Here is a 20,055-nt window from a genome sequence, read left to right as displayed (position 1 = left end):
TCACCTCTCATTTTTCCACCATGACAAATAATATGGCAATTTCGATTAAATTATACAGGACCATATGCCTCAAGATTCTTTCCAGTCTCCTTCTCACTCTTCCATCCTCTTCACACCAGAAGGCAGCAAACAGGGGCTGAACCTTGAGAGAGTACTTCCTCGCAAACCCTCTCACCGCTTCTGGACCTTTCAATCTGATCCCAAACCTCACTCCATCGTACCTTCCGTAGTTCCTCAGAAATCTGTCAAGAAGCTTTCTGTCAGATTCTTTCATCTCGATGTATTTCAAAGTGAATCTTTCCAGTCTCTTTCTTTTCATCTTTCCAAGGGCCTTCTTCACCGCTTCTTTTCTTCCTTCAATGAAAGGATGAGCCTTCACCATTGAAACAACAAATTCCATGGTCCGGTGATCTTTTGCCATGAAGTCAGCGAACAACTCAATATCTTCAAGGAGTGTGTATACCTTTTTGAGTCTTTCTTTCCTTGAAAGGAATTTCCTATCAATAAGAGCCGTGTAGGTGGAAAGGAAAAGGATTTGTCTTTCCTCCAATCTTTTTGTTTTTATCTCTCTCAATGCAGCCGAGAAATTCTCTTCTATCCTCAGTTTTACCCATTCACTTAATAAGGGAGGAGGAAAAGACAAAATGTTGGACTTTTCAAAAGCTTTTGCTATTTTCCTCAACGTCTCTCCCCGAATCTTTTGTGTTTTCCCGTTTAATATGTCGCTCAGTCTGTTTCTTGCAACTCCTGTTATTTCTGAGAGGTGTTTGATGGATGTGGTGTTTCTTCTCAGAAATCTCTGGAGAGATTTTGTGTTCCTATAGAGAGAATTGTTCAATCTCAAAAACAGTCTCTGGTCTTTTTTCAAGAGATCACTTGCGCTGTCTTTTAATCCTTCAGAAGCGATTTCAATCAGTCTGGCAGTTTCAACGATTGCGGGATCAGAAGTTGTCCTTTGAACCTCAAACAATGTGTCCAGCGCATAGAAACGCGGAGCATCAAAAAAGTATCCATTCCAGTAGAGTGCCTCTTCTGCCATATCTTTGGCTTTTTCTGGATCTTTCTCCTTTGTATACCATGCCATATCGTTAAGACAGGCAATTATTCCAGAAGGATGAGGAATTTCTTGCAGTATTTTCAATGCTTTTTCATAGGACTCTATTGCTTCTTTGACGTTTCCTGTTCTTGCCATATATCTTGCTTTTCCTATCAGTATAAAAGCATAAGAGGATTTCTCCAGATGATGAGCCTCTGGCTTTATTCTCCCTAAACATTCAAAAGCGTTGTGTAGATACATGGAGCAATAGTTCAGAAGGTTTCCAATAAATATGCTCCTGAGATTCGGTGAAACGTTTCTCATTCTACCGCGTAAATGAGAGTAAAGTTTTATTCCTTCCTCGTGTTTTCCCATATAACCGAGCACGGTGAGTTTTTCTGAAAGAAGAAAGTAGCGAAAGGCGATCGAGTTGCAAACCTTTATTGCGTTATCTATCTCTGAAAGAGCTTCCTCGTAAAGCTTTTCATGACGGTATTTCAGAAATCTTATGTAATGTTTCCAGGCTGAATCATGGCATGTTTTGAAGCAGTACATAACAAGTGGTCGTGAGAAGAGAAATCCATGCTGAAATGGTGCTTTCAAAAGTTGATGACTTTTCAATCCTTTCCCTCCAAAACTATTATTTTTACGCTATTTTATCACACTGCTGTGTAACGTTAGGAGTGAAATTACACAAAATATGAAATCTCAATAAAAATCCTCTATCGTAGAATGCCTTAAAAATGGCTTTTCAGAACCGGAAAAGTTTGAAAGATCACAAAAGATCTGTCTTAATAAGGAAGGGGGGTGAAAATCGTGAGAAGGATCATTCTCACAATAGTTATTCTGCTCTCTCTCCTATACACGCTTGTGTTTCCCAGTCCTTCTGATGATTATCAAACGACAGTGAGGAAAAAAACTGTTGTTCACACCTTCCTGATAGAGAAGTTGCATTCGGAAGATTTAACTGTTGGAAATTAGGGTTTCTTTTGTTTATTAAGTAATTCTGAATCCGAACACCGGTGTTCGGAAACCACATACGAAAGGAGGGGATGCTATGCAGAAGATGCCAAAACCAGTTGTTCCTAATGATTATTTGAACCCAGGAAAAGGATGTGGAGGAGCTGGTCTCGTCTGTGGTTGGTGTGGTTAAGGAAAAATAGCAGCCGCTTTTTTCCCTTTCCCCTGGCGAAAGGCCAGGGGAAGGGGTTCATCAAGAGGCTCTATTTCATTTTACCAAGGAGGTTTTAAGAGATGATAACCATTAATCTACCCAAGGTCTTTTTCTCATTGATCGAAGCTCCTCGCAATAATAGGTATCTTCTAGACAAGGTTAATTTTGATTTCTACAAATTAGATGATAGTATACAAATAACAAGAAAGGCTTCTTCTTACCTAGTTCGCACTAAAGCCAAAAATGTCATAGAAGAGCTCGAAAAGTTAAAGAAAAATACTTTAATTTCTCTGAAAAGAAAGTTGGTTAAAGATAATGATATTTTGCGTTTAGCGCTAAATGTATCTCAGGTTTGTAGATTAAAATGCAGATACTGTTATGCTAACGCTGGAACATATGGTAATCCTGGCTTTATGAAGAGAAATGTATTAGTACGGACCCTTGATTTCTTTCTTTCGAATTATAATGTGCACAATATACATATTTTTGGTGGAGAACCTCTCCTAAATATTGAAATGATAGAAGAAATGTTCAGAATATTGACATCAAAGTATGCTAAAAAATTCAATAATCTGCGAATAACCGTAGCTACAAGTTTATTTGTTTCAGAGGAAACTATCAATCGCTTTATTAAAATTTACGAGTCCTATAAGGATAAATTCCAAATCTATATGGTTGTTAGTCTAGATGGGCCGAAAGAAATACAAGATAATACAAGACCTAGTCTTGATAGCAAGTCTAGCAGTTTTGATCGGATAAAGAATAACATAAATTTGCTTAAACAGAAAGGTTTTTCTATATCATTTGAAGTTACCTACACCAAGTTACACAAGCAACTCGGTTGGAATATTTTGAAAATATACAAATATTTCTATACCGAATTCAATGCTGCAAATGTGATTATCTCTCCGGTGTACGACTGGAATGGTTCTTTAGACAAAAATTTACGAATCGATATTTCCATTGCTCAAGAATATTATGAAATAATAGCTTCTCTGTTAGAAAAAAGTCGCAGAGGAGATTTAAATGACTTTGATCGTGCCCTGCTGTGTAAATTACTGATGAATTATCTCAACCCTAGTGACTCTTCTGGCAAGATAATTGTTAGTACATTTTGCCCTGCTGGGTCGAATTCATTTATTGTAGATATTTTTGGAAACATATACCCATGCCAGCTGGTTGTAGGAAATTTAAAATACAGAATATCGAATGTTGTAAAAGATAATGAAGAAAAAATACTAAAGAATTTGAAAGACTGGAGGTATAAAGCTTTGAGATTATTTACCAAAGCTAGATACAGCAAGTGCAAGGATTGCTATTTCTTGTTTTACTGCAGTAGATGCATTTTTAAGCGTGATTACCAAAAAGATATGTTCAAAGCATGTGATGTTGAAAAGAAAATAATAGAAACAATTTTGGAATTTGATCCATGGACATTATTACCTTTAATGGATAATTTTAACGGAGGATGAAAACTATGAACCTCTTCTTATTTACAGGTCATCTCAGAGACGATATCAGAAAATTCGAGAGGAAGTACAAAAAACACTATCCGATTTTCTTCTTACTGGAAGGCCTGTTTTTGACCACCAACGTTCTTACTCCACTTCTCATCAAAAAGACCATCGACAGTGCGTTTTACAGAGGTGATGTGGGAGAAATCGCTCTGTTCTCAGTACTATACTTCATCGTTCTTGTGGCCCAGTCTTTCATCATGTACAAACTCAACTACTCAGCTGCGAAGTACTTGCTGAACGCATCCCGGGCTAGGGAATCGAAGAGCGCATACGCAAAAATCCTGGCGCTTCCACTGACTTACGCGAACTCACAGAACACCGGTGATTATCTTTCGGTTTTCATGAGGGATGTTCCGAAGGTAGCTTCGGGAGTTTACCTTGGAAGGTTGCAGTTTTTCTTCAACCTGGGATTTTTCCTTGCTGTTCTTTTCCTTTTGTTCATTCTGAGTGTAAAACTCACTCTTGTGGTCCTGGTGAGCATCGTTCTGTTTTTTGTGTCAACCTCGATTCTGAGGAAGATGGTCATCAGGGCTTCTCAGAGAGATCAGGAATCCTACCAGAGGTTTTTGAAAAGATCCAGGGAAGTGGTGGAAGGAATTCCTGTTCTCAAACAGTTTTCTGGATCTTCGTTTCTCAAAAACTTCCTCGATTCAAGTGCCGGAGAATGGAGCAGGGCGAGTATCGCTCACAGTACGGCAAATGAACTGTCGAACAGAAACATCGACATTAACAGATGGATCGGGAGTACCATCGTTCTTGCCTTCGGTATTTATCTTCTCTGGAAGGGTGAGATAAGTGTCGGAACACTTCTGGCCTTCGAATCTTACATGAACTGGATGTACGACATCGTCAGAATGGCGCTCACAGGCCTGACAATGTTCTTTTCGACGCTTCCAAACTGGGAAAACTTTGCGAGAATATTTTCCATGCCCTTTGAAAGAGCAAGCGGTATAAATCTTGAAAAGTTCGAAAAACTGCAATTGAGGAATGTGTATTTTAAATACGACGGAACTCCTGTTCTCACTGGTTTGAATTTCGAGATAAACTCCGGGGATAAGATCGCAATTGTGGCAAGATCTGGGGCAGGAAAGAGCACGCTCGTTTCTCTTTTCAACAGGCTACTGTCTCCCACAGAGGGTGAAATTCTCATAAACGGTGTTCCCATCGAACAGTACTCTCTTCAATCACTCAGAAGAAACATCGTTCTTGTTCGCTCGAACGATATACTCTTTGATACAACAATCAGAAACAACATCACCCTTTTTGAAGACTTTCCAGAAGATGAAATCGAAAATGTTCTCAAAATGTGTGAGTGTGACTTTGTTGAGAAACTGGAAAGCGGAATAGACACGATCGTAGGAGAGAGGGGAACAAAACTCTCAGATGGTCAAAGGCAGAGAATAGTCCTCGCGAGAGCTTTGATAAGAAAACCACAGGTTCTCATCCTAGACGAGGCCACCTCTGGTGTTGATGGCAAGACGGAGGAGAGGATTTTCGAGAAAATCTTGAGGGAAATAGAAACTGTGATTATCATCTCACACAGGCTTTCCACTGTGAGAAAGGCCAAAAAGATATACGTCATGGAGAACGGACGGATTCTGGACTCTGGTTCTCACGAGGAGCTGATCGTCAGGTGTGAAAAATACACAGAGATTCTAAAGGAGCAGTTTGTAGAATGAATTGGGAGGAAAAGTGGGCATGAAAACTGGAAAGTTTCGGCTCTTGAGGAAGAATCACATAGCACTTGCCGTTTTGACAACTGCGAGCTTAGTTGCCTCGGGTTTTTTCTATTCCAGAAGGGTCACTTTGCTTCAAAGTGCCGTTGACAGAGCGATTCACAGCAAAGAACTTTCATCTTTCCTTGGAGACATTCTGTTGTTTCTTGTGTTCCTCTTGTTAACCATTATTTTCGATTTCCTGGCCAGTTTCATGTCCGCTGTCAACAACGTCGGTATGTTCAAAAATTTGGTCAGAAGTCAGATAAGACTGATGCTCGACGCTGATATGCTTGAACTGAAAAAGCAAAACACAGGAGAGATAATAACCCGCATGTTCGATGATGGGTGGTATATAATCAGTCTGTACTCCTCTACAATTCCAGACCTTGTGGCAACATCGTTCAAAGTAGGACTGCTCGTTTTCGTGTTCTACCAGCTCAGTCCCAGGATTCTTCTCATTGCCCTGCTTCTGTCTCCTCTCTACAGTTTTCCACTATCGAGTCCCAGACGGAGAATAATGGAACATCAGGAAAAAGAACGCTCGAGTTTTGAGAAATGTGTCAAGTTTATAAACGAGACGTTGAGTGGGGCGGCGGTTATCAAGGCATTCGAATCGAAGAGATTTTTCTACAAAGAATTCGGAAAATTAACTAACCTGTGGTTGAACACGTCGAATACGCTCTTCAATGTGGTGGCGAAAACGGAGAGTCTCTATCCGTTTTTAAACGGATTGCTCCCGATACTCGTTGTTGCTCTATCGTCTTTTCTCATCGCGAAAAAGGAAATAACAATCGGAAGTGCGATATCGTTTTTCTACTTCATCAGCGGTTTTTATTCATCAATAAGCAACGTTTACAGTTCTGTTCTAGACATTATGAGATCAAGGACGTATAAAGAACGAATTTCAGAGGTTATGGAACTCAGCGCTGAGAAAGGTGGTGGAAAAGAGCTCGGAGACTTCAAACAGATGAGTTTGCAAAATGTTTCCTTTGGATATCCAGATGGCGGGGAGATACTCACTGATTTAAACATAAAGATAGACGCAGGCGACAGGGTGGCCATAGTGGCGAGTTCTGGGGAGGGAAAGAGCACACTTGTGTCACTCTTCAACCGCTTTCTCACACCCACAAAAGGTCAGATCCTCATCAACGACATCCCTATCGAGCAGTATTCACTTTCTTCACTCAGAAAGAAAATCATCCTTGTTCGATCGAACGACATCTTGTTCGATACTACCATCAAAAACAACATCACGCTTTTTGAGGACTTCCCGGAGGATGAGCTGGAACGTATTCTCAGGATGTGTGAGTGCGATTTCGTCGAGAAACTGGAAAACGGGATACACACCGTTGTTGGTGAAAGAGGAACAAAACTCTCGGACGGTCAAAGGCAGAGGATCGTCCTTGCAAGGGCTTTGATCAGGAAACCACAGGTTCTCATCCTGGACGAAGCCACCTCTGGTGTGGACAGCGAGACAGAGGAGAAAATCTTTGAAAAAATTCTGAAGGAAATCAACACCGTGATCATAATCTCCCATAGGCTTTCCACAATAAGAAAAGCAAAGAAGATCATCGTACTGAATAATGGAAGAGTGGAAGCCGAAGGAACACACGAAGAACTCATGGAAAAATCTCCCCTTTACAGGGAGATTGTAAGGAGTCAATTGGAGGTATAAGAACAGTAGAAATGTTTGTGTGGGGAAAGTACTGATATAGATTTTCGAGTATTTTCTTGAATTCTTCCACTGATATACCCGCTTCACGGATGATTTTTCTTATTAAGTGACTTGGGCAAGTCTCTTGCATGAAATGGGATGGTCGTATACTTTCCATTGCTGTGCCTGTAGAACACATGACTTCCTTTTTGGCGAACACGTTGAAATCCAAGTTTCAGTAAAACCTTCTCCATAGTTTTTGGATCAACTATTGGAAGACGACTCAAGTTTCCACCTCTATCATCTCAAGAGCCACGAATTCCTGGTGATTTATTTCATCTCCTGCTTCCTCCAATACGAGCTCAAGCACCTCTTTTAAATTCCTTCTCACTTCTTCTAAGGAACTACCTACAGTATGCACACCTGGAACATCTGGAACCATTCCAACATATTGCTTTGTTTCAGGATCGTATTCAATGATAGCTGTGAAAATTTTGCGCACGTTTTTCACCCCTCATTTTTCCATCATGACAAATGATATGGCAATTTCGATTAAATTATAGCAGGAGAAAGAGATTCTAAGGCTGGAACTCCGGGTTCAATTCAGGACCATATGCTTCAAGACTCTTTCCAGTCTTCTTCTCACTCTTCCATCCTCTTCACACCAGAAGGCAGCAAACAGGGGCTGAACCTTGAGAGAGTACTTTTTTGCAAATTCTCTCACTACTTCTGGACCTTTTAACCTGATGCCAAACCTCACACCATCGTACCTTCCGTAGTTCCTCAGAAATCTATCAAGGAGCTTTCTGTCTGACTCTTTCATCTCGATGTATCTCAGAACAAATCTTTCCAGTCTCTTTCTTTTCATCCTTGCAAGGGCTCTCTTCACTGCTTCTTTTCTTCCTTCAACGAAAGGATGAGCCTTCACCATTGAAACAACAAATTCCATGGTCTGATAATCTTTTGCCATGAAATCAGCGAATGACTCAATATCTTCAAGGAGTGTGTATGTCTTTTTGAGCCTTTCTTTCCTTGAAAGAAATTCCCTATCAAGAAGAGCCGTGTAGGTGGAAAGAAAAAGGATTTGTCTCTGATGGAGGGAGAATCCTTTTATTTTTTCTGATGATTCCTTGTATTTTCTTTCAATCTCCATTTTTATCCACTCGTTCCAAATGGGAAAAGGCGCACTTGGATCGACACTGAATGTCAACAGTCTTCTTATCGTATCTGCACGAATCGTTCTTGTTTTTCCCTTCAATATATCTGAGATACCTTTGGAACTGAGAGGTCTTCTTTTCTGAATGACATTTTTAATGTACTCTCTCACCTCACTTGTGTTCGGATAAGTCGATCGCGTATGGTCCAGCACAAATTTCTTTGCTTCTTTGAGTAGAGGCAAATAATTCTTTGGCACAGAAATCGAAACGATGATATGTGCAGTACTGTGAATGAAAGGTGATCCTATGCTTTTTTCCAAAACAAACAGGGTATCCAGTGTTCCAAAGAGGTTCCCCGGTGCTTCCTTGTAGTATCCAAGCCAGAAAACAGCTCCTTTAGAAAGATCGTAGGCGAGTTTTGGGTGTTTTTCCTTAATGTCCCATGCCAGATCGTTCAAAGAGGAAACCATACAGGTTGGATGGGGAATTTCTCTGGACAGTTTGTAAGCCTGTATGTAACCGTGCACCGCTTCAGAGAGGTCTCCAGAATCTGCTTCCCTTCTTGCCAGGGAGAGATATAAAAAAGAAAGTGTGGATTTTCTGTAGTTGTTCTTCCACACCCTCATCTTCCGCAGTGGCTTTACTCCGCTTGCTTCAAAATTTATTAAAGTAACGATCACAGTATCTCTTATCGATTTTGACATTTTGGGAAGGTTTCTTTTCAGGTATCTGTATAAGTTCACATCCGTTTTACCTGTATATTTTAAAAATGCCAGTTTGTTCGCTAAAAGGAAGTACTTCGCAGTTTCAGACCTGCTGTTCTCCACAGCTTTGTCTGCTCTCCGAATCGCTTCTTTGAAGTTCCCTTTCCACGCGAGTTTTAAAACATCGAGAATTCCCTTACAATCTCCTGGAATGTTTCCCTCACAGAGAAGATAATTGGCGACCGGGAGAGAAAATGCACCATACTTGAAGATTTCTTTGAGACTCTCAATACCTTTCATTTTCAATCACCTCTTTATAGTTATACCCCAAAAAATCAAATTGTTTCGAACTCGACAAAATTTGGTGCTGAAAATGTGCTTCTAGAGAGGATTTTGGAACAGCCAAAACTTGAAAACCATATAAGGTTTGATAAGGTGATGACAGGTGATCAGAAATGCGAAAGGTTCTGATGATTATCTTTTTGATATTTGTCCTCTTGTCCACAACCATTTTCGCTGACAAAGTGAAGGCAGATAACGAAACACATTCTCAGAAAATTTGAAGATTTAGGTGTAAAAGTCATAGAATTAACTGGTGGAGAACCAACCATATTTCTGGACTTCAAAACAGTGTTAGAGGAGATATTTAAACATAATCTTGAATTGGTTGGCATTTTATCGAATGGTTCAGGATTCAGTGCTGAAGTTTTGAAATTGATTGAGGAGAATAAAGAAAGAGTGGCTTTTCAAATCGATCTACATAGTATTTATCCAGAATATTATGAATGGTTCACAGGTAATAGATATGCTTATGAGAAAGCCGTGGACACTATCTCAAAAGTAACAGATACCGGTGTACCTGTCAGAATTGCTTGCAATGTGACTCCAAAAAATGTGGATCATATGTTCGAAATAGCAGAAACTGCCCATAAGCTTGGAGCTACATCAATTGCATTCGGACCGATTGCTCCATTGGGAAGAGCAAAAGTCAATAAGAACTTGATTCTGAGTATGGATTCTTTTAAAAAATTCGTTTCCAATATGAATAAGCTTATCAACGTATATGGAAAAGATTTCATAACCACTCTTGAATCAAGGCCAAATGCTATTAACTGCGGAGCAGGCTGGAACAGCTTGACGATTTCTCCAAACTTTGATGTGAAAATTTGTCAAATGGCAAGTGTATATATTGAAAATCTTAGAAGATATGGATACTCGTACAGAAATTTTCTAATTGAAAATTCAGATCTTTTGCAGACAATATCAGAAACTCCTGCTCCCAACGATAAAATATGCAAAAATTGCAACGATTTATGGTTTTGTCACGGATGTATAACAAGGGGCATGCAAAAAGCATCAGAGAAGGGGGAAAGATGCCTATGGAGAAAAGAGATTTTAGAACCAAAGCCATTACTCTTAGAAAAATTAATAAAAAGATAGGTGAAAAACACATCTTGAAAGATGTTTCCTTTGACATTTTCATGAATGAGATTCTTGCATTGATAGGTCCCAACGGTGCGGGGAAGACGACTACCATAAGGTGCATTTCTGGGATCTTCAAGGTTGATTCTGGCACTATTATAAAAAATCCAAACTTAAGGGTTTCTGTAGTGAGCGAGAAGGACTTTTTCTGGGAAGGAGACACCGGGCAAAAGAATGTAGAGAGATTTTACAAATACTTTGAAGGAAAACTCAGCAAAGACATGATCGATTATTACTCGGAAAAACTCGGCTTGAAAGAGTTTCTAAGCAAAAAGGTTCACACATATTCGAAGGGTACGAGAAGAAAGCTTTCTTTCCTGCTCTCTCTACTTCCAGATCCCGATCTTCTGATACTTGACGAACCGATGAGCGGACTTGACCCAATATCGAGGATAAACATGAGGGAAACGATAAAAGAGCTCAAAAGAGCGGGAAAGGGTGTCCTCATAACTTCGCATGACCTTGCTGAAGTAGAGAAACTCGCTGACAGATTCGTCCTGATAAAGGACGGCAAGATACTGGCGGACAACTTGGTATGGGATGCTCTTTCAAAGTATCAATCTCTGGAAAAACTCTTTCTCGATTTCGTAAAGGAGGGAAGGTCATGAAGAGGGAATTTGGATATTTCTTTGAAATGAACTTTAAAAAGCCTCCCTTTTACTTTGTGATGATCTTCATAATGGCGCTTTTTTCCTTCACTCTTGCGCAGCTTTTCGCAGACGAAACAACCAAGCAGATCCTTGCAAACGAGAGTATCGCGAGAATTTATATCGCTGAAATGCTCTATGTTATGTGATGTCCCTCAGCATGATCATGATGGGAATCTTCACAATTCTTCAGCAGGTTATAATCCCGGAGAAAGAGAGTGGAAGGATCGAATTTCTGCTTTCAAACGGCTTTAGGATAAAAAGCTATCTGAAAAGTGCTATCCTGTCCATGTGGCTTTCAGGTGAGATTTATCTTGCGATCTTTTTCATAGTTTTTGTGTTTCTTGCAAGGACTTTCAACATCAAAGCGTTTCCGACAGATGTGACCAAGATTTTCATATATGGAACCATAGTGAACACAGGCGTGTCGACTTTCATAAGCAGCGTGGTGATGAAAATCAGAAGGGCCGCTCTCATGAGATTCGTAACGATAGCGAGCGTATTCGCTCTGGGATATGGTGGAAACGTTCTGATAAACTCTACGGTGAAAAACTTTCAAGGTGATATCTTTTCTCTTTTGCTAACTTTCTCGCTTATCATGGGTGGAGTATTCTTCGCACTGGGTATGTTTTTTGGAAAAGGTGTGGATGAGGAAACAGTTGTTCTCACGATTCCAGAGTAAATTAAATCGTTTTCCTAGTCCTTACAAAAAACAAGCCATAAAGCACATTCCTTTCAGGAATTATGATGAACTTAAGCAAAGAACTATCAAAACTTGCTGGACGAGTCCTACACCTCACAGACGTGTCCTGTCTGCGGTAAAAGACACAAGACTTCGACGAGGAACTTCATGGGACCAGACTGAGGATGTCAATTGCTGAGAGTACGGTTTCTATAAGGGTATGCTGGTTGTCTGGTGTGTCCTCCAAACGTGAACTGTACCAGCTGTTTGGCGAAAAACTAAGGGGGGATCTTTCGTGTTCAAACCTTCAAGATACAATGTGATTTTCAGAGATGGCGACTACGTTGTGTTTGTGAACTTTCTAACCAGAGCGATCGCTCGTCTGGAAAAAAGCAAAGCAGAAATTGCAGAGAAGATTCTCAAAGATCCAGACGAAGAGATCCCTGAAGAATGGCTTTCCATAAAGAAAGATTTGATCTACGGTGGGTATATCGTTGATGAGGACTTCGACGAAATAGAGCATCTGAAACTTATGAACAGAATGACCCGCTATGATTCTTCCTCGGTTATGGTCACAATCATACCCACCCTGGCATGCAATTTTGATTGTATCTACTGCTATGAATCGAAAACAGGACCTTCGATGACAGCGAAAACGGCAGAAAGGATCGTAGAATATCTGAAAAGGCTGATTCGAACCAGAAGATCTATAAGTGTAGGCTGGTTCGGCGGGGAACCCCTCCTGTGTTTTGACGTGGTGAAGTTCGTAAACTCATCGCTGATAGAAGCATGCAGAGAAAACAATGTGGATTTTCACTCCTCCATGTCAACGAATGGATACCTTCTCGACAAAGAAAAAGCGGAATGGTTTGACAGGCTCGAAATAAGAAACGTTCAAATAACGATCGATGGCCCAGAAGATGTTCACAATAAATACAGGCCTTTGAAAGGTGGCAAGGGAACTTTCGACACCATTGTGGAAAATCTGGAGAATCTCTTCAGGGTCACGGAGAAACTTCAGGTCACGTTCAGAATGAATGTGGGACCTGACAACTTCCATCGTGTAGAAGAGTTTCTGAACGTTCTGGAGCGATTTCCGAAAGACAGAACGAGGGTATATTTCAGGTGGATTTTTGGATCGAACAGCAGGGAATTCTTTTTCAGGAAGGTCTATGAGATCAGAGATCGGGAGTCTCTGAACATTCTCAATTTCTACGAAAGTGCTGCGAAAAGAGGCTTCAATGTGTTTCTTCCCGTTCTTGTGCAAAACAGATACTGTGAGTACGACTGTGTGTCTTCTGTTGTGATAGGTCCACAGGGAGAGTTGTATCCATGCACAGTGAGAGTGGGAAAAGGCATGGAGATAGGAAGATTGACCAACCGAGGACTGGAATACGACAGGAAAAAATATCTCAGATGGCATTCTTTCGATGCTTTCGAAAGCGAAGAATGCATGAGGTGCAAACTCCTTCCTGTGTGCATGGGAGGATGTAGAAGTGCCAGGTTCGATGGCAAAACGGGATGCCCTGAAGAGAAAAAGGATCCGGAGAAATTCGCAAGGGAATGGTACAGGATAAAACTCCTTGAAAGGCAGGTCGAAAGACATGAAGCCTTCGAGATTTAATTTGGTAATAAATGAAAGCGATGGCACACTTTTGTTCAACACGCTTTCTCAAGCCCTTCTGTGGATAGATAGGAAAAACACCAACAAGGTACTGAAGACCCTGGAAGATCCTTCCTCGGCAGAACTTTCGAAAGCGGAAGTTGAAAAGTTGAAACGGGGAATGTTTTTGCTTGATGACAACTTCGATGAACTGGAGTTTCTGAAATTTCGCTTCAACACGTATCGCTACAGTGATAGATTTTTGAGATACACAATTGTTTTAACCCACTCCTGCAACTTCGATTGCGTTTACTGTTATCAGAAGGTAATTCATATTTCCTCAGGATCCTACATTTCTGAAAAAGTGCAAAGCAACTTCCTCCTGGATGTGGAAAGAAAATTAGAATACCAAAAACCAAACCTGCTGAGCGTTACTTTCTACGGGGGAGAACCTTTGCTTCTGGAAGAAACAGTGGTGAATCTGAGCAGCAAACTGAAAAGACTCTGCGAAAAATATGGTGTGAAGTACGATTCCTTCATCGTGACAAATGGCTACCTTCTGACGGAGAAGATGGTAGATGATCTTCAGAAAGCAGGAATAAAGGCACTGGACATAACACTGGACGGTACAGAGGTGTACCACGATCGGTACAGGAAAGCCAGAAACGGTGCTCCAACTTTCAGCACCATTTTCGAAAATATCTTTCGTGCTGTCAACAAAGGCTTATTCGTTCAGATCAGAGTGAACGTGTCTAGAGAGAACATTGAAGATGTGAAGAAACTCATCGATAGGATAGCAGAGAAAAAGTTGAGAGTGGAGTTCAATTTCCAGCCCATAGAGATCGTTGAGGGAAATCCCACAGGCTTTCAGGACACAGCACTGAACACAGAAGAGTTTGCGGAGATAGAAACGAAGCTGTGGTGGTACATCAGGGAGAAAATTCCTGAGTATCCTTTTGAATATTTCAAAAAACCACGTTTTGCAAGATGTGATGCCATGTGTAAGAACAGTTTCGTGGTCGATGTGGATGGAAGAGTGTACAAATGTTGGGGAGAACTTGGTATGGAGAACTGTTCAGGTTTTTTGAAAGAAACCGGAGTCGAATTCACTGGATCGTATTTGAAGTGGTTGACGTATGACCCACTTGAAGACGAAGAATGCAGAAGATGCCTTGTGCTTCCTTTCTGTATGGGTGGATGTGCTTTCAACAGGGTGGTTTATAGAACCCTGAAATCCTCAAAGGTAAAAAAGCCTCACACATGCATCCCGTTGAGGTACAATTTAAATGAGTTTATAAAGATAGTTGCAGATTACAAAAGGAGGAGTGCCGTTCATGGAATTTCTCAACGATCCAGTGGTGGATGAAAAGGTCTATCTGAGTTTCTGCGATAGTCTGAAAGACCGATGTGGAGACAGAGTGGGAAACTGTGATGAATGTACGAACAGTCACTGTGTGGGCCTTTGCAACACCGAATGTGATCATGTTCCATGGTGGAAGCGAATTTTCCTCTGGTGGTGAAGGTCATTTGAAACTTCTGATCAAAACGTTGTACTTCATTAGAAAAGATATCCTCATCTGGCTTTCTTACAGAACACAGCTCGTTTTGGGACTCCTATCCGGTTTTGTGGGAATTGTTCAGTTCGGTTTCATTGGAAAATTCATCGCACAGGGGAACTACTTTCCCCTGATAGAGCGATACGGCGGTGACATTCTGGCGTACTTCATCACTGGTTCTGTTTTCATGTCTTACACGAATCTTGCCCTCATGACCTTCAAAGGTGTCATACAGAGAGAACAGAGCATGGGAACTCTCGAGTACATCCTTCTTTCAAAGACACCTCTCTGGCAGCTTTTTCTCTTCAGTTTCGTGTCTTCCTTCTTTTTCACCACGCTGAACATCACACTGATTTTTCTGGGACTGGTCTATCTCTTCTCGGTTCATATCACACCGAACTTTCTTGAAGCCCTGGTTGTTCTTTTCACTGTAATGCTTCCTCTCATGGGTATTGGCCTTCTCTCTGCGTCCATCGTTCTCGTCACAAAAAGAGGAGATCCTGTGGGGTGGCTTTACACCACACTCAGTGGCTTGTTTTCTGGTATCTACTTTCCCGTGGAAATTCTTCCAGACTGGATAAGACCTGTTTCGTACCTCATTCCCAGCACTTATGGCATAGACCTTTTGCGAAGAGTCCTCATGAGAGGCGAACACCTTTCCAGTGTGTCGGAAGGACTGGTTCTTCTTGCAGCAACAGGAACAGTATTGATATCAGCGGGAATCGTTGCGTTCAAAAGATCCTTCAATCAGGCCCGATTGAGAGGAAGTCTGAGCTGGTACTGAGGTGAAAACGTGCTAGAGGTGATCGATGTCTGGAAGAAATACCCTCCGAAAACACAGGCTTTAAGGGAAGTGAGTTTTGAGGCGGAAGAAGGAAGTATCACGGCGGTCTTCGGCGAGAACGGTTCTGGAAAGACGACGCTTTTGAAGGTTATAGCCTCCTTTCTCATTCCTGACAGAGGGAAGGTTCTCATAGACAGTGTGAACATCGTGGAAAAGCCTTCCTTTGCAGTAGAAAAGGTCAGCATATCAACCGGGTATGAGAGGAGCTTCTACTACAGGTTGAGTGTGGAAGAGAATCTGAAGTTTTTTGGTATGTTGAACGACCTTCTTGGAAAAACGCTGAAGAGAGAAACAGAAAGAGTGATGAAGGAACTGGGTCTTCTGGAGTGCAGGAAAAAGAGGTACATGGAACTTTCCACCGGGTACAAAAAAAGAGTTGATGTGGCAAGAGCCCTGATGAAAAAGGCGAGCATATACATCTTCGATGAGCCGTGCAGTGGAGTTGATCTCAGAACGAGATTGAAGATACACGAGATCATGAAAAGACTCAAAGAGAGTGGTAGAATCGTCATCTTTGCAAGTCATGACCTGGAGGATCTAAAGATCGCAGACAGGGTGATCGTTTTGAAAAAGGGCGAAAAAGTTCTCGAATTTTCTCCAAAAAAGGAAGATTTGGCGGCAGTGTTGAGAGGTATTTTAGAGATACAGGCATTTCCGGGGGATTGAGAGGCTATGAAATTTTTCTCAGCAAGTAACGTCAGAGACGATATCAAAAAATTCGAGAGGAAATACAAAAGGTACTATCCGATCTTCTTGTTACTGGAGAGCCTGTTTTTAACCACCAACGTTCTCACTCCACTTCTCATAAAAAAGACCATCGACAGTGCGTTCTACAGGGGTTCTGTAGAAGAAGTCGCTCTGTTTTCCATACTTTATTTTGTCGTTCTTGTGTCTCAGTCCTTCATCATGTACAGACTGAACTTCTCAGTTGCGAAACACCTGCTGAACGCATCACGGGCTAAGGAATCAAAGGGGGTTTATGCGAAAATCCTGACACTTCCACTATCTTTTCTGAACTCGAAAAACACCGGTGATTATCTTTCGATCTTCATGAGGGATATTCCGAAGGTGGCCTCGGGGGTTTATCTTGCGAGGCTTCAGTTTTTCTTCAATCTGGGATTTTTTCTTGTTGTTCTTTCGCTTCTGTTCATTCTGAATGTGAAACTTGCCCTTGTGGTTCTGGCGAGCATCGTTCTGTTTTTTGTATCGACTTCAATCCTGAAAAAGATGGTCATCAGGACATCTCAGAGAGATCAGGAAGCCTACCAGAGATTTTTGAAAAGATCCAGAGAAGTGGTGGAAGGAACACCGGTTCTCAAACAGTTTTCTGGCCTTTTGTTTCTCAGAGATTTCCTCGATTCAAGTGCCAGAGAGTGGAGCAGGGCAAGCATCATCCACAGCACGGTAAACGAACTTTCGAACAGGAACATCGAGATGAACAGATGGGTCGGGAGTACCATTGTCCTTGCCTTCGGTGTTTACCTTCTCTGGAAGGGTGAGATAAGTGTTGGAACGCTTCTGGCTTTTGAATCCTATATGAACTGGATATACGACATCGTCAGAATGGCACTCACAGGTCTGACGACGTTTTTCTCTACAGTTCCAAACTGGGAAAATTTTACAAGAGTGTTTTCCCTGCCCTTTGAAAGAGCAAGCGGAATAGATCTTGAAAGGTTCGAAAAACTGCAGTTGAAAAACGTGCATTTTAAATACGATGAAACACCTGTTCTCACTGGTTTGAATTTCGAGATAAACTCCGGGGATAAGATCGCAATTGTGGCAAGATCTGGTGCAGGAAAGAGCACGCTCGTTTCTCTTTTCAACAGGCTACTGTCTCCCACAGAGGGTGAAATTCTCATAAACGGTGTTCCCATCGAACAGTACTCTCTTCAATCACTCAGAAGAAACATCGTTCTTATTCGCTCGAACGATATACTCTTTGATTTGATACAACGATCAGAAACAACGTGACACTTTTTGAAGATTTCCCGGAAAAGGAAGTGGAAAGAGTTCTCAAAATGTGTGAGTGTGACTTTGTTGAGGAACTGGAAAATGGAATGGACACGGTTGTTGGAGAAAGAGGGACAAGACTCTCAGACGGCCAGAGACAGAGAATCGTCCTTGCAAGGGCCCTGATAAGAAAGCCGCAGGTTCTGATTCTGGACGAGGTTACATCTGGTGTTGACAGCGAAACAGAGGAAAAGATCCTTGAAAAAATTCTGAATGAGATCGAGACGGTGATCATCGTCTCTCATAGACTTTCTACCATAAAAAAGGCCAGCAGAATCATTGTACTGAACGATGGAAGGGTGGAAGCTGAAGGGACCCACGAAGAACTCATGAAGAAATCTCCTCTCTACAGAGAAATTGTGAAGAGCCAGCTGATGAGATGATTCGATTTTTCTGCCACACGTCAACTGAATTGTAACAAATCGTCCATTTGTAAAATTATGACTTATTTAGGTTATAACCGCTAACGGGTGTATAGGGGAAAGGACGGTGTTCATGAAAAAAGAGATAATAACATTGGACGAGTTTCAGAAAGAATTCGAAGAACTGATAAAAAGGTATGTTCCAAGACGAAGAAGGGATAAATTGATATCGAAATATGAAAGTCTGATAAATACTCTGGCCATTGAAGGAGAAAAAGTCTTAGTGCAACCTTACTTCGAAAAACTCAAAGGGATTGGTGATGTGAATTTATATGCTCTTAGGTTGGAAAAGAAAAATCCAAAAAGAACTATGTAGTTTTTCTCTGCGCTTTTTTAGAAAAGGAAAGCAGCGATTATGACAGAGCTATAAACAACGCAAAGAAAAGATTACAAAAGATCACGGGAATATTGTGAAAGATCTAAGAGGAGGTGACGGAGGTGAAGGAATTCAAAAAGTATTCCGATGTTTTTGAATTGTTCGAAGAAATGGGATTTCATCATTCTGAAGAGGAAAAAGTTTTTATCGAAGTGATGTCTCAGATAGGAGGTCAGCTGCTAGCCTATAGGAAGATGCACAACCTGACCCAGAAAGATCTGGCCAAAAAGCTTGGAGTATCCCAGTCTATGGTTTCAAAAATTGAAACAGGAGAGAAAAACATATCTATTAGGGTGCTGGCAAAGATAGTCGCTGCACTTGGTGGTAAAATCAAAATATCTCTTGGGTTACTGCCAGAAGAAGAGGAAAATAAATCACCAAGATATGGCTTTTGAAACTCAAAGGAGTGTCGCTGCGTGATGAAGCAAAAAAATAGTATTATCCCTTCAAAGAGTTTTTTCAGAATGCTGGGTTACTTCATTGAAGAAGCAAGATTTCAGTTAAAAGAAGTAAAAGGCAATTTTATTGATTACCAACTCGAACTCGAACCAGAATTTAAAGAAATAGTTCGACAGGGCAACAGTTTTTTAGAAGCATTATTTTGGGTGTTCACATAGAAGGAAAGCAAGAAAACGTGCAGGTTCATGATATTTATGTGAGAATAAAAGGTAATTTCGAAGCTGATCTCAAAGAAAGCGAAAAGGATTTATTTGATAATCTCTGCAGGTACAACGGTTTGATGAACTTGCTTGTTATAGCCCGTTCTTTCATCGCTACAACGACTGCTCAAATGGGAATTCATCCTATACTTATCCCAATGGTGGACCTCACAAAAGTTGAAATAAAAAATTAGTCGCCAGAGTTAACTTCGCGGATTGTTTATCAATAAATGCAACATATTGAACGAACCTAGTTAAATTGCCATATTTAAAAGATGCGTTATTTCAATCATAACATAGGATAGTTTGAAATCATTCGGGCACTTCTATCTTCATAACATTTCTAAGCTTTTCGCATATGATCCAACTTTGTGTTTTTATGTTAACACATCAAGAGATATTTATCACAATTTCCTGGAGGGGATGTGTTTTCTGTAAATGAGGTTGTCCCAGAAAAGACCGGACATCCATCTGGCTTCATTCAACGTACAGCAAGATAGAACGGTCTATTCTTCTTCGTTCCACTAGTGGTAAAAAGAGACGAACAAGTTCTTCTTCTGTCTCACTGTCGATGGGAACACGGTTTACAACACGAAACGTCATAATCCAGGCTCTGAGGCCTTCTTCTCCGTCTTCTAAAACGCCGTAGAAAGGAGAGTCCGTTCCAGGTATGTGCCCTCTGATGGTCGTACCAAGCCCTGTAAGCTCTTCAAACGTTCCTTCTTTTGCCACAAAAGTGTACTCTCTGCCGTCTGTTCCTCTCACAGTTTTTCTGATCACCACAATCACCTCCTCATTCGACCGTTCTGAGATC

22 protein-coding genes and 1 pseudogene are annotated in these 20,055 nt (G+C 41.1%); 18 read left to right on the top strand and 5 right to left on the bottom strand.

Annotated features, from left to right (window positions below):
- Window positions 1-7: 7 nt before the first annotated feature.
- Window positions 8-1,657: a helix-turn-helix domain-containing protein gene (locus tag CTN_RS06355; protein ID WP_015919755.1), complete on the bottom strand. Its 1,650-nt coding sequence runs from the start codon at window positions 1,655-1,657 to the stop codon at window positions 8-10.
- A gap of 195 nt (window positions 1,658-1,852) precedes the next feature.
- On the opposite strand from CTN_RS06355, the gene CTN_RS09940 reads away from it, so the two are divergent.
- The 5 genes from CTN_RS09940 to CTN_RS06340 all read left to right on the top strand — a co-directional run bounded on the left by CTN_RS09940 (window position 1,853) and on the right by CTN_RS06340 (window position 7,120).
- Window positions 1,853-2,017: a hypothetical protein gene (locus CTN_RS09940; protein WP_004083364.1), complete on the top strand. Its 165-nt coding sequence runs from the start codon at window positions 1,853-1,855 to the stop codon at window positions 2,015-2,017.
- 76 nt (window positions 2,018-2,093) lie between these two features.
- Complete coding sequence (locus CTN_RS10210; RefSeq protein WP_010865309.1) at window positions 2,094-2,189, top strand: Cys-rich RiPP peptide; 96 nt, start codon at window positions 2,094-2,096, stop codon at window positions 2,187-2,189.
- A gap of 101 nt (window positions 2,190-2,290) precedes the next feature.
- The gene (locus CTN_RS06350) at window positions 2,291-3,682 is read left to right on the top strand and encodes a radical SAM/SPASM domain-containing protein (RefSeq protein WP_004083362.1); all 1,392 of its coding nucleotides are present in this window, start codon (window positions 2,291-2,293) and stop codon (window positions 3,680-3,682) included.
- A 5-nt stretch (window positions 3,683-3,687) separates the two neighbouring features.
- Complete coding sequence (locus tag CTN_RS06345) at window positions 3,688-5,406, top strand: ABC transporter ATP-binding protein (protein ID WP_011943915.1); 1,719 nt, start codon at window positions 3,688-3,690, stop codon at window positions 5,404-5,406.
- 19 nt (window positions 5,407-5,425) lie between these two features.
- Window positions 5,426-7,120, top strand: coding sequence for an ABC transporter ATP-binding protein (locus CTN_RS06340; RefSeq protein ID WP_004083354.1), 1,695 nt, complete (start codon window positions 5,426-5,428; stop codon window positions 7,118-7,120).
- Between the two features lie 83 nt (window positions 7,121-7,203).
- Here CTN_RS06340 and CTN_RS06335 read toward each other — a convergent pair whose 3' ends face one another.
- The 3 genes from CTN_RS06335 to CTN_RS06325 form a co-directional block, all read right to left on the bottom strand.
- A complete protein-coding gene (locus CTN_RS06335; RefSeq protein ID WP_227738448.1) occupies window positions 7,204-7,353 on the bottom strand; it encodes a type II toxin-antitoxin system HicA family toxin in 150 nt (49 codons plus the stop codon).
- 29 nt (window positions 7,354-7,382) lie between these two features.
- Window positions 7,383-7,601 (bottom strand): type II toxin-antitoxin system HicB family antitoxin, encoded by a 219-nt coding sequence (locus CTN_RS06330; protein WP_004083352.1) that lies wholly within the window; start codon window positions 7,599-7,601, stop codon window positions 7,383-7,385.
- Between the two features lie 96 nt (window positions 7,602-7,697).
- Entirely contained in the window at window positions 7,698-9,260 is a 1,563-nt protein-coding gene (locus CTN_RS06325; protein ID WP_038067710.1) for a hypothetical protein, read from the bottom strand.
- Window positions 9,261-9,494: 234 nt separating this feature from the next.
- Here CTN_RS06325 and CTN_RS06320 point away from each other — a divergent pair, with 234 nt between their 5' ends.
- The 13 genes and pseudogenes from CTN_RS06320 to CTN_RS10110 all read left to right on the top strand — a co-directional run bounded on the left by CTN_RS06320 (window position 9,495) and on the right by CTN_RS10110 (window position 19,435).
- Window positions 9,495-10,400 (top strand): radical SAM protein, encoded by a 906-nt coding sequence (locus tag CTN_RS06320; RefSeq protein ID WP_081434643.1) that lies wholly within the window; start codon window positions 9,495-9,497, stop codon window positions 10,398-10,400.
- On the top strand, window positions 10,289-11,050 hold the full coding sequence (locus CTN_RS06315; RefSeq protein WP_342279237.1) for an ABC transporter ATP-binding protein: 762 nt from the start codon (window positions 10,289-10,291) through the stop codon (window positions 11,048-11,050). The genes CTN_RS06320 and CTN_RS06315 overlap by 112 nt, the downstream gene beginning before the upstream one ends.
- Window positions 11,047-11,238, top strand: coding sequence for a hypothetical protein (locus tag CTN_RS06310; RefSeq protein ID WP_011943911.1), 192 nt, complete (start codon window positions 11,047-11,049; stop codon window positions 11,236-11,238). Before CTN_RS06315 ends, CTN_RS06310 begins: the two co-directional genes overlap by 4 nt.
- An 11-nt stretch (window positions 11,239-11,249) precedes the next feature.
- The gene (locus CTN_RS06305) at window positions 11,250-11,771 is read left to right on the top strand and encodes a hypothetical protein (protein WP_011943910.1); all 522 of its coding nucleotides are present in this window, start codon (window positions 11,250-11,252) and stop codon (window positions 11,769-11,771) included.
- A gap of 93 nt (window positions 11,772-11,864) precedes the next feature.
- Window positions 11,865-11,954, top strand: coding sequence for a zinc ribbon domain-containing protein (locus CTN_RS10270; protein WP_081434642.1), 90 nt, complete (start codon window positions 11,865-11,867; stop codon window positions 11,952-11,954).
- 112 nt (window positions 11,955-12,066) lie between these two features.
- Window positions 12,067-13,395, top strand: coding sequence for a radical SAM/SPASM domain-containing protein (locus CTN_RS06300; RefSeq protein ID WP_011943909.1), 1,329 nt, complete (start codon window positions 12,067-12,069; stop codon window positions 13,393-13,395).
- Entirely contained in the window at window positions 13,376-14,740 is a 1,365-nt protein-coding gene (locus CTN_RS06295) for a radical SAM/SPASM domain-containing protein (protein WP_011943908.1), read from the top strand. Before CTN_RS06300 ends, CTN_RS06295 begins: the two co-directional genes overlap by 20 nt.
- A 161-nt stretch (window positions 14,741-14,901) precedes the next feature.
- A complete protein-coding gene (locus CTN_RS06290) occupies window positions 14,902-15,714 on the top strand; it encodes an ABC transporter permease (RefSeq protein WP_004083333.1) in 813 nt (270 codons plus the stop codon).
- 9 nt (window positions 15,715-15,723) lie between these two features.
- Complete coding sequence (locus tag CTN_RS06285; RefSeq protein WP_004083331.1) at window positions 15,724-16,440, top strand: ABC transporter ATP-binding protein; 717 nt, start codon at window positions 15,724-15,726, stop codon at window positions 16,438-16,440.
- Between the two features lie 6 nt (window positions 16,441-16,446).
- Window positions 16,447-18,167, top strand: a pseudogene (locus tag CTN_RS06280) (ABC transporter ATP-binding protein).
- A gap of 112 nt (window positions 18,168-18,279) precedes the next feature.
- Window positions 18,280-18,522 (top strand): hypothetical protein, encoded by a 243-nt coding sequence (locus CTN_RS06275; RefSeq protein ID WP_004083342.1) that lies wholly within the window; start codon window positions 18,280-18,282, stop codon window positions 18,520-18,522.
- Window positions 18,523-18,644: 122 nt separating this feature from the next.
- The gene (locus tag CTN_RS06270; protein WP_012311164.1) at window positions 18,645-18,977 is read left to right on the top strand and encodes a helix-turn-helix domain-containing protein; all 333 of its coding nucleotides are present in this window, start codon (window positions 18,645-18,647) and stop codon (window positions 18,975-18,977) included.
- Window positions 18,978-19,183: 206 nt separating this feature from the next.
- Complete coding sequence (locus tag CTN_RS10110; protein ID WP_015919741.1) at window positions 19,184-19,435, top strand: hypothetical protein; 252 nt, start codon at window positions 19,184-19,186, stop codon at window positions 19,433-19,435.
- Between the two features lie 283 nt (window positions 19,436-19,718).
- On the opposite strand, the gene CTN_RS06260 is transcribed toward CTN_RS10110, so the two are convergent.
- Entirely contained in the window at window positions 19,719-20,021 is a 303-nt protein-coding gene (locus CTN_RS06260; protein WP_244857327.1) for a hypothetical protein, read from the bottom strand.
- Window positions 20,022-20,055 lie beyond the last annotated feature (34 nt).

The organism is Thermotoga neapolitana DSM 4359 (genome assembly GCF_000018945.1).
GTDB lineage: Bacteria > Thermotogota > Thermotogae > Thermotogales > Thermotogaceae > Thermotoga > Thermotoga neapolitana.
Note: the sequence above shows the minus strand (reverse complement) of the source record. Positions and strands in the feature narration are given on the sequence as shown.

What these genes read in the sequence shown, in the direction of transcription:
- CTN_RS06295 (WP_011943908.1), top strand. Translation starts at nt 13,376, where the DNA reads ATGAAGCCTTCGAGATTTAATTTGGTAATAAATGAAAGCGATGGCACA.
- CTN_RS10210 (WP_010865309.1), top strand. Translation starts at nt 2,094, where the DNA reads ATGCAGAAGATGCCAAAACCAGTTGTTCCTAATGATTATTTGAACCCA.
- CTN_RS06305 (WP_011943910.1), top strand. Translation starts at nt 11,250, where the DNA reads ATGATCATGATGGGAATCTTCACAATTCTTCAGCAGGTTATAATCCCG.
- CTN_RS06315 (WP_342279237.1), top strand. Translation starts at nt 10,289, where the DNA reads ATGTATAACAAGGGGCATGCAAAAAGCATCAGAGAAGGGGGAAAGATG.
- CTN_RS06345 (WP_011943915.1), top strand. Translation starts at nt 3,688, where the DNA reads ATGAACCTCTTCTTATTTACAGGTCATCTCAGAGACGATATCAGAAAA.
- CTN_RS06325 (WP_038067710.1), bottom strand. Translation starts at nt 9,260, where the DNA reads ATGAAAGGTATTGAGAGTCTCAAAGAAATCTTCAAGTATGGTGCATTT.
- CTN_RS06310 (WP_011943911.1), top strand. Translation starts at nt 11,047, where the DNA reads ATGAAGAGGGAATTTGGATATTTCTTTGAAATGAACTTTAAAAAGCCT.
- CTN_RS06340 (WP_004083354.1), top strand. Translation starts at nt 5,426, where the DNA reads ATGAAAACTGGAAAGTTTCGGCTCTTGAGGAAGAATCACATAGCACTT.
- CTN_RS06350 (WP_004083362.1), top strand. Translation starts at nt 2,291, where the DNA reads ATGATAACCATTAATCTACCCAAGGTCTTTTTCTCATTGATCGAAGCT.
- CTN_RS06335 (WP_227738448.1), bottom strand. Translation starts at nt 7,353, where the DNA reads ATGGAGAAGGTTTTACTGAAACTTGGATTTCAACGTGTTCGCCAAAAA.
- CTN_RS06275 (WP_004083342.1), top strand. Translation starts at nt 18,280, where the DNA reads ATGAAAAAAGAGATAATAACATTGGACGAGTTTCAGAAAGAATTCGAA.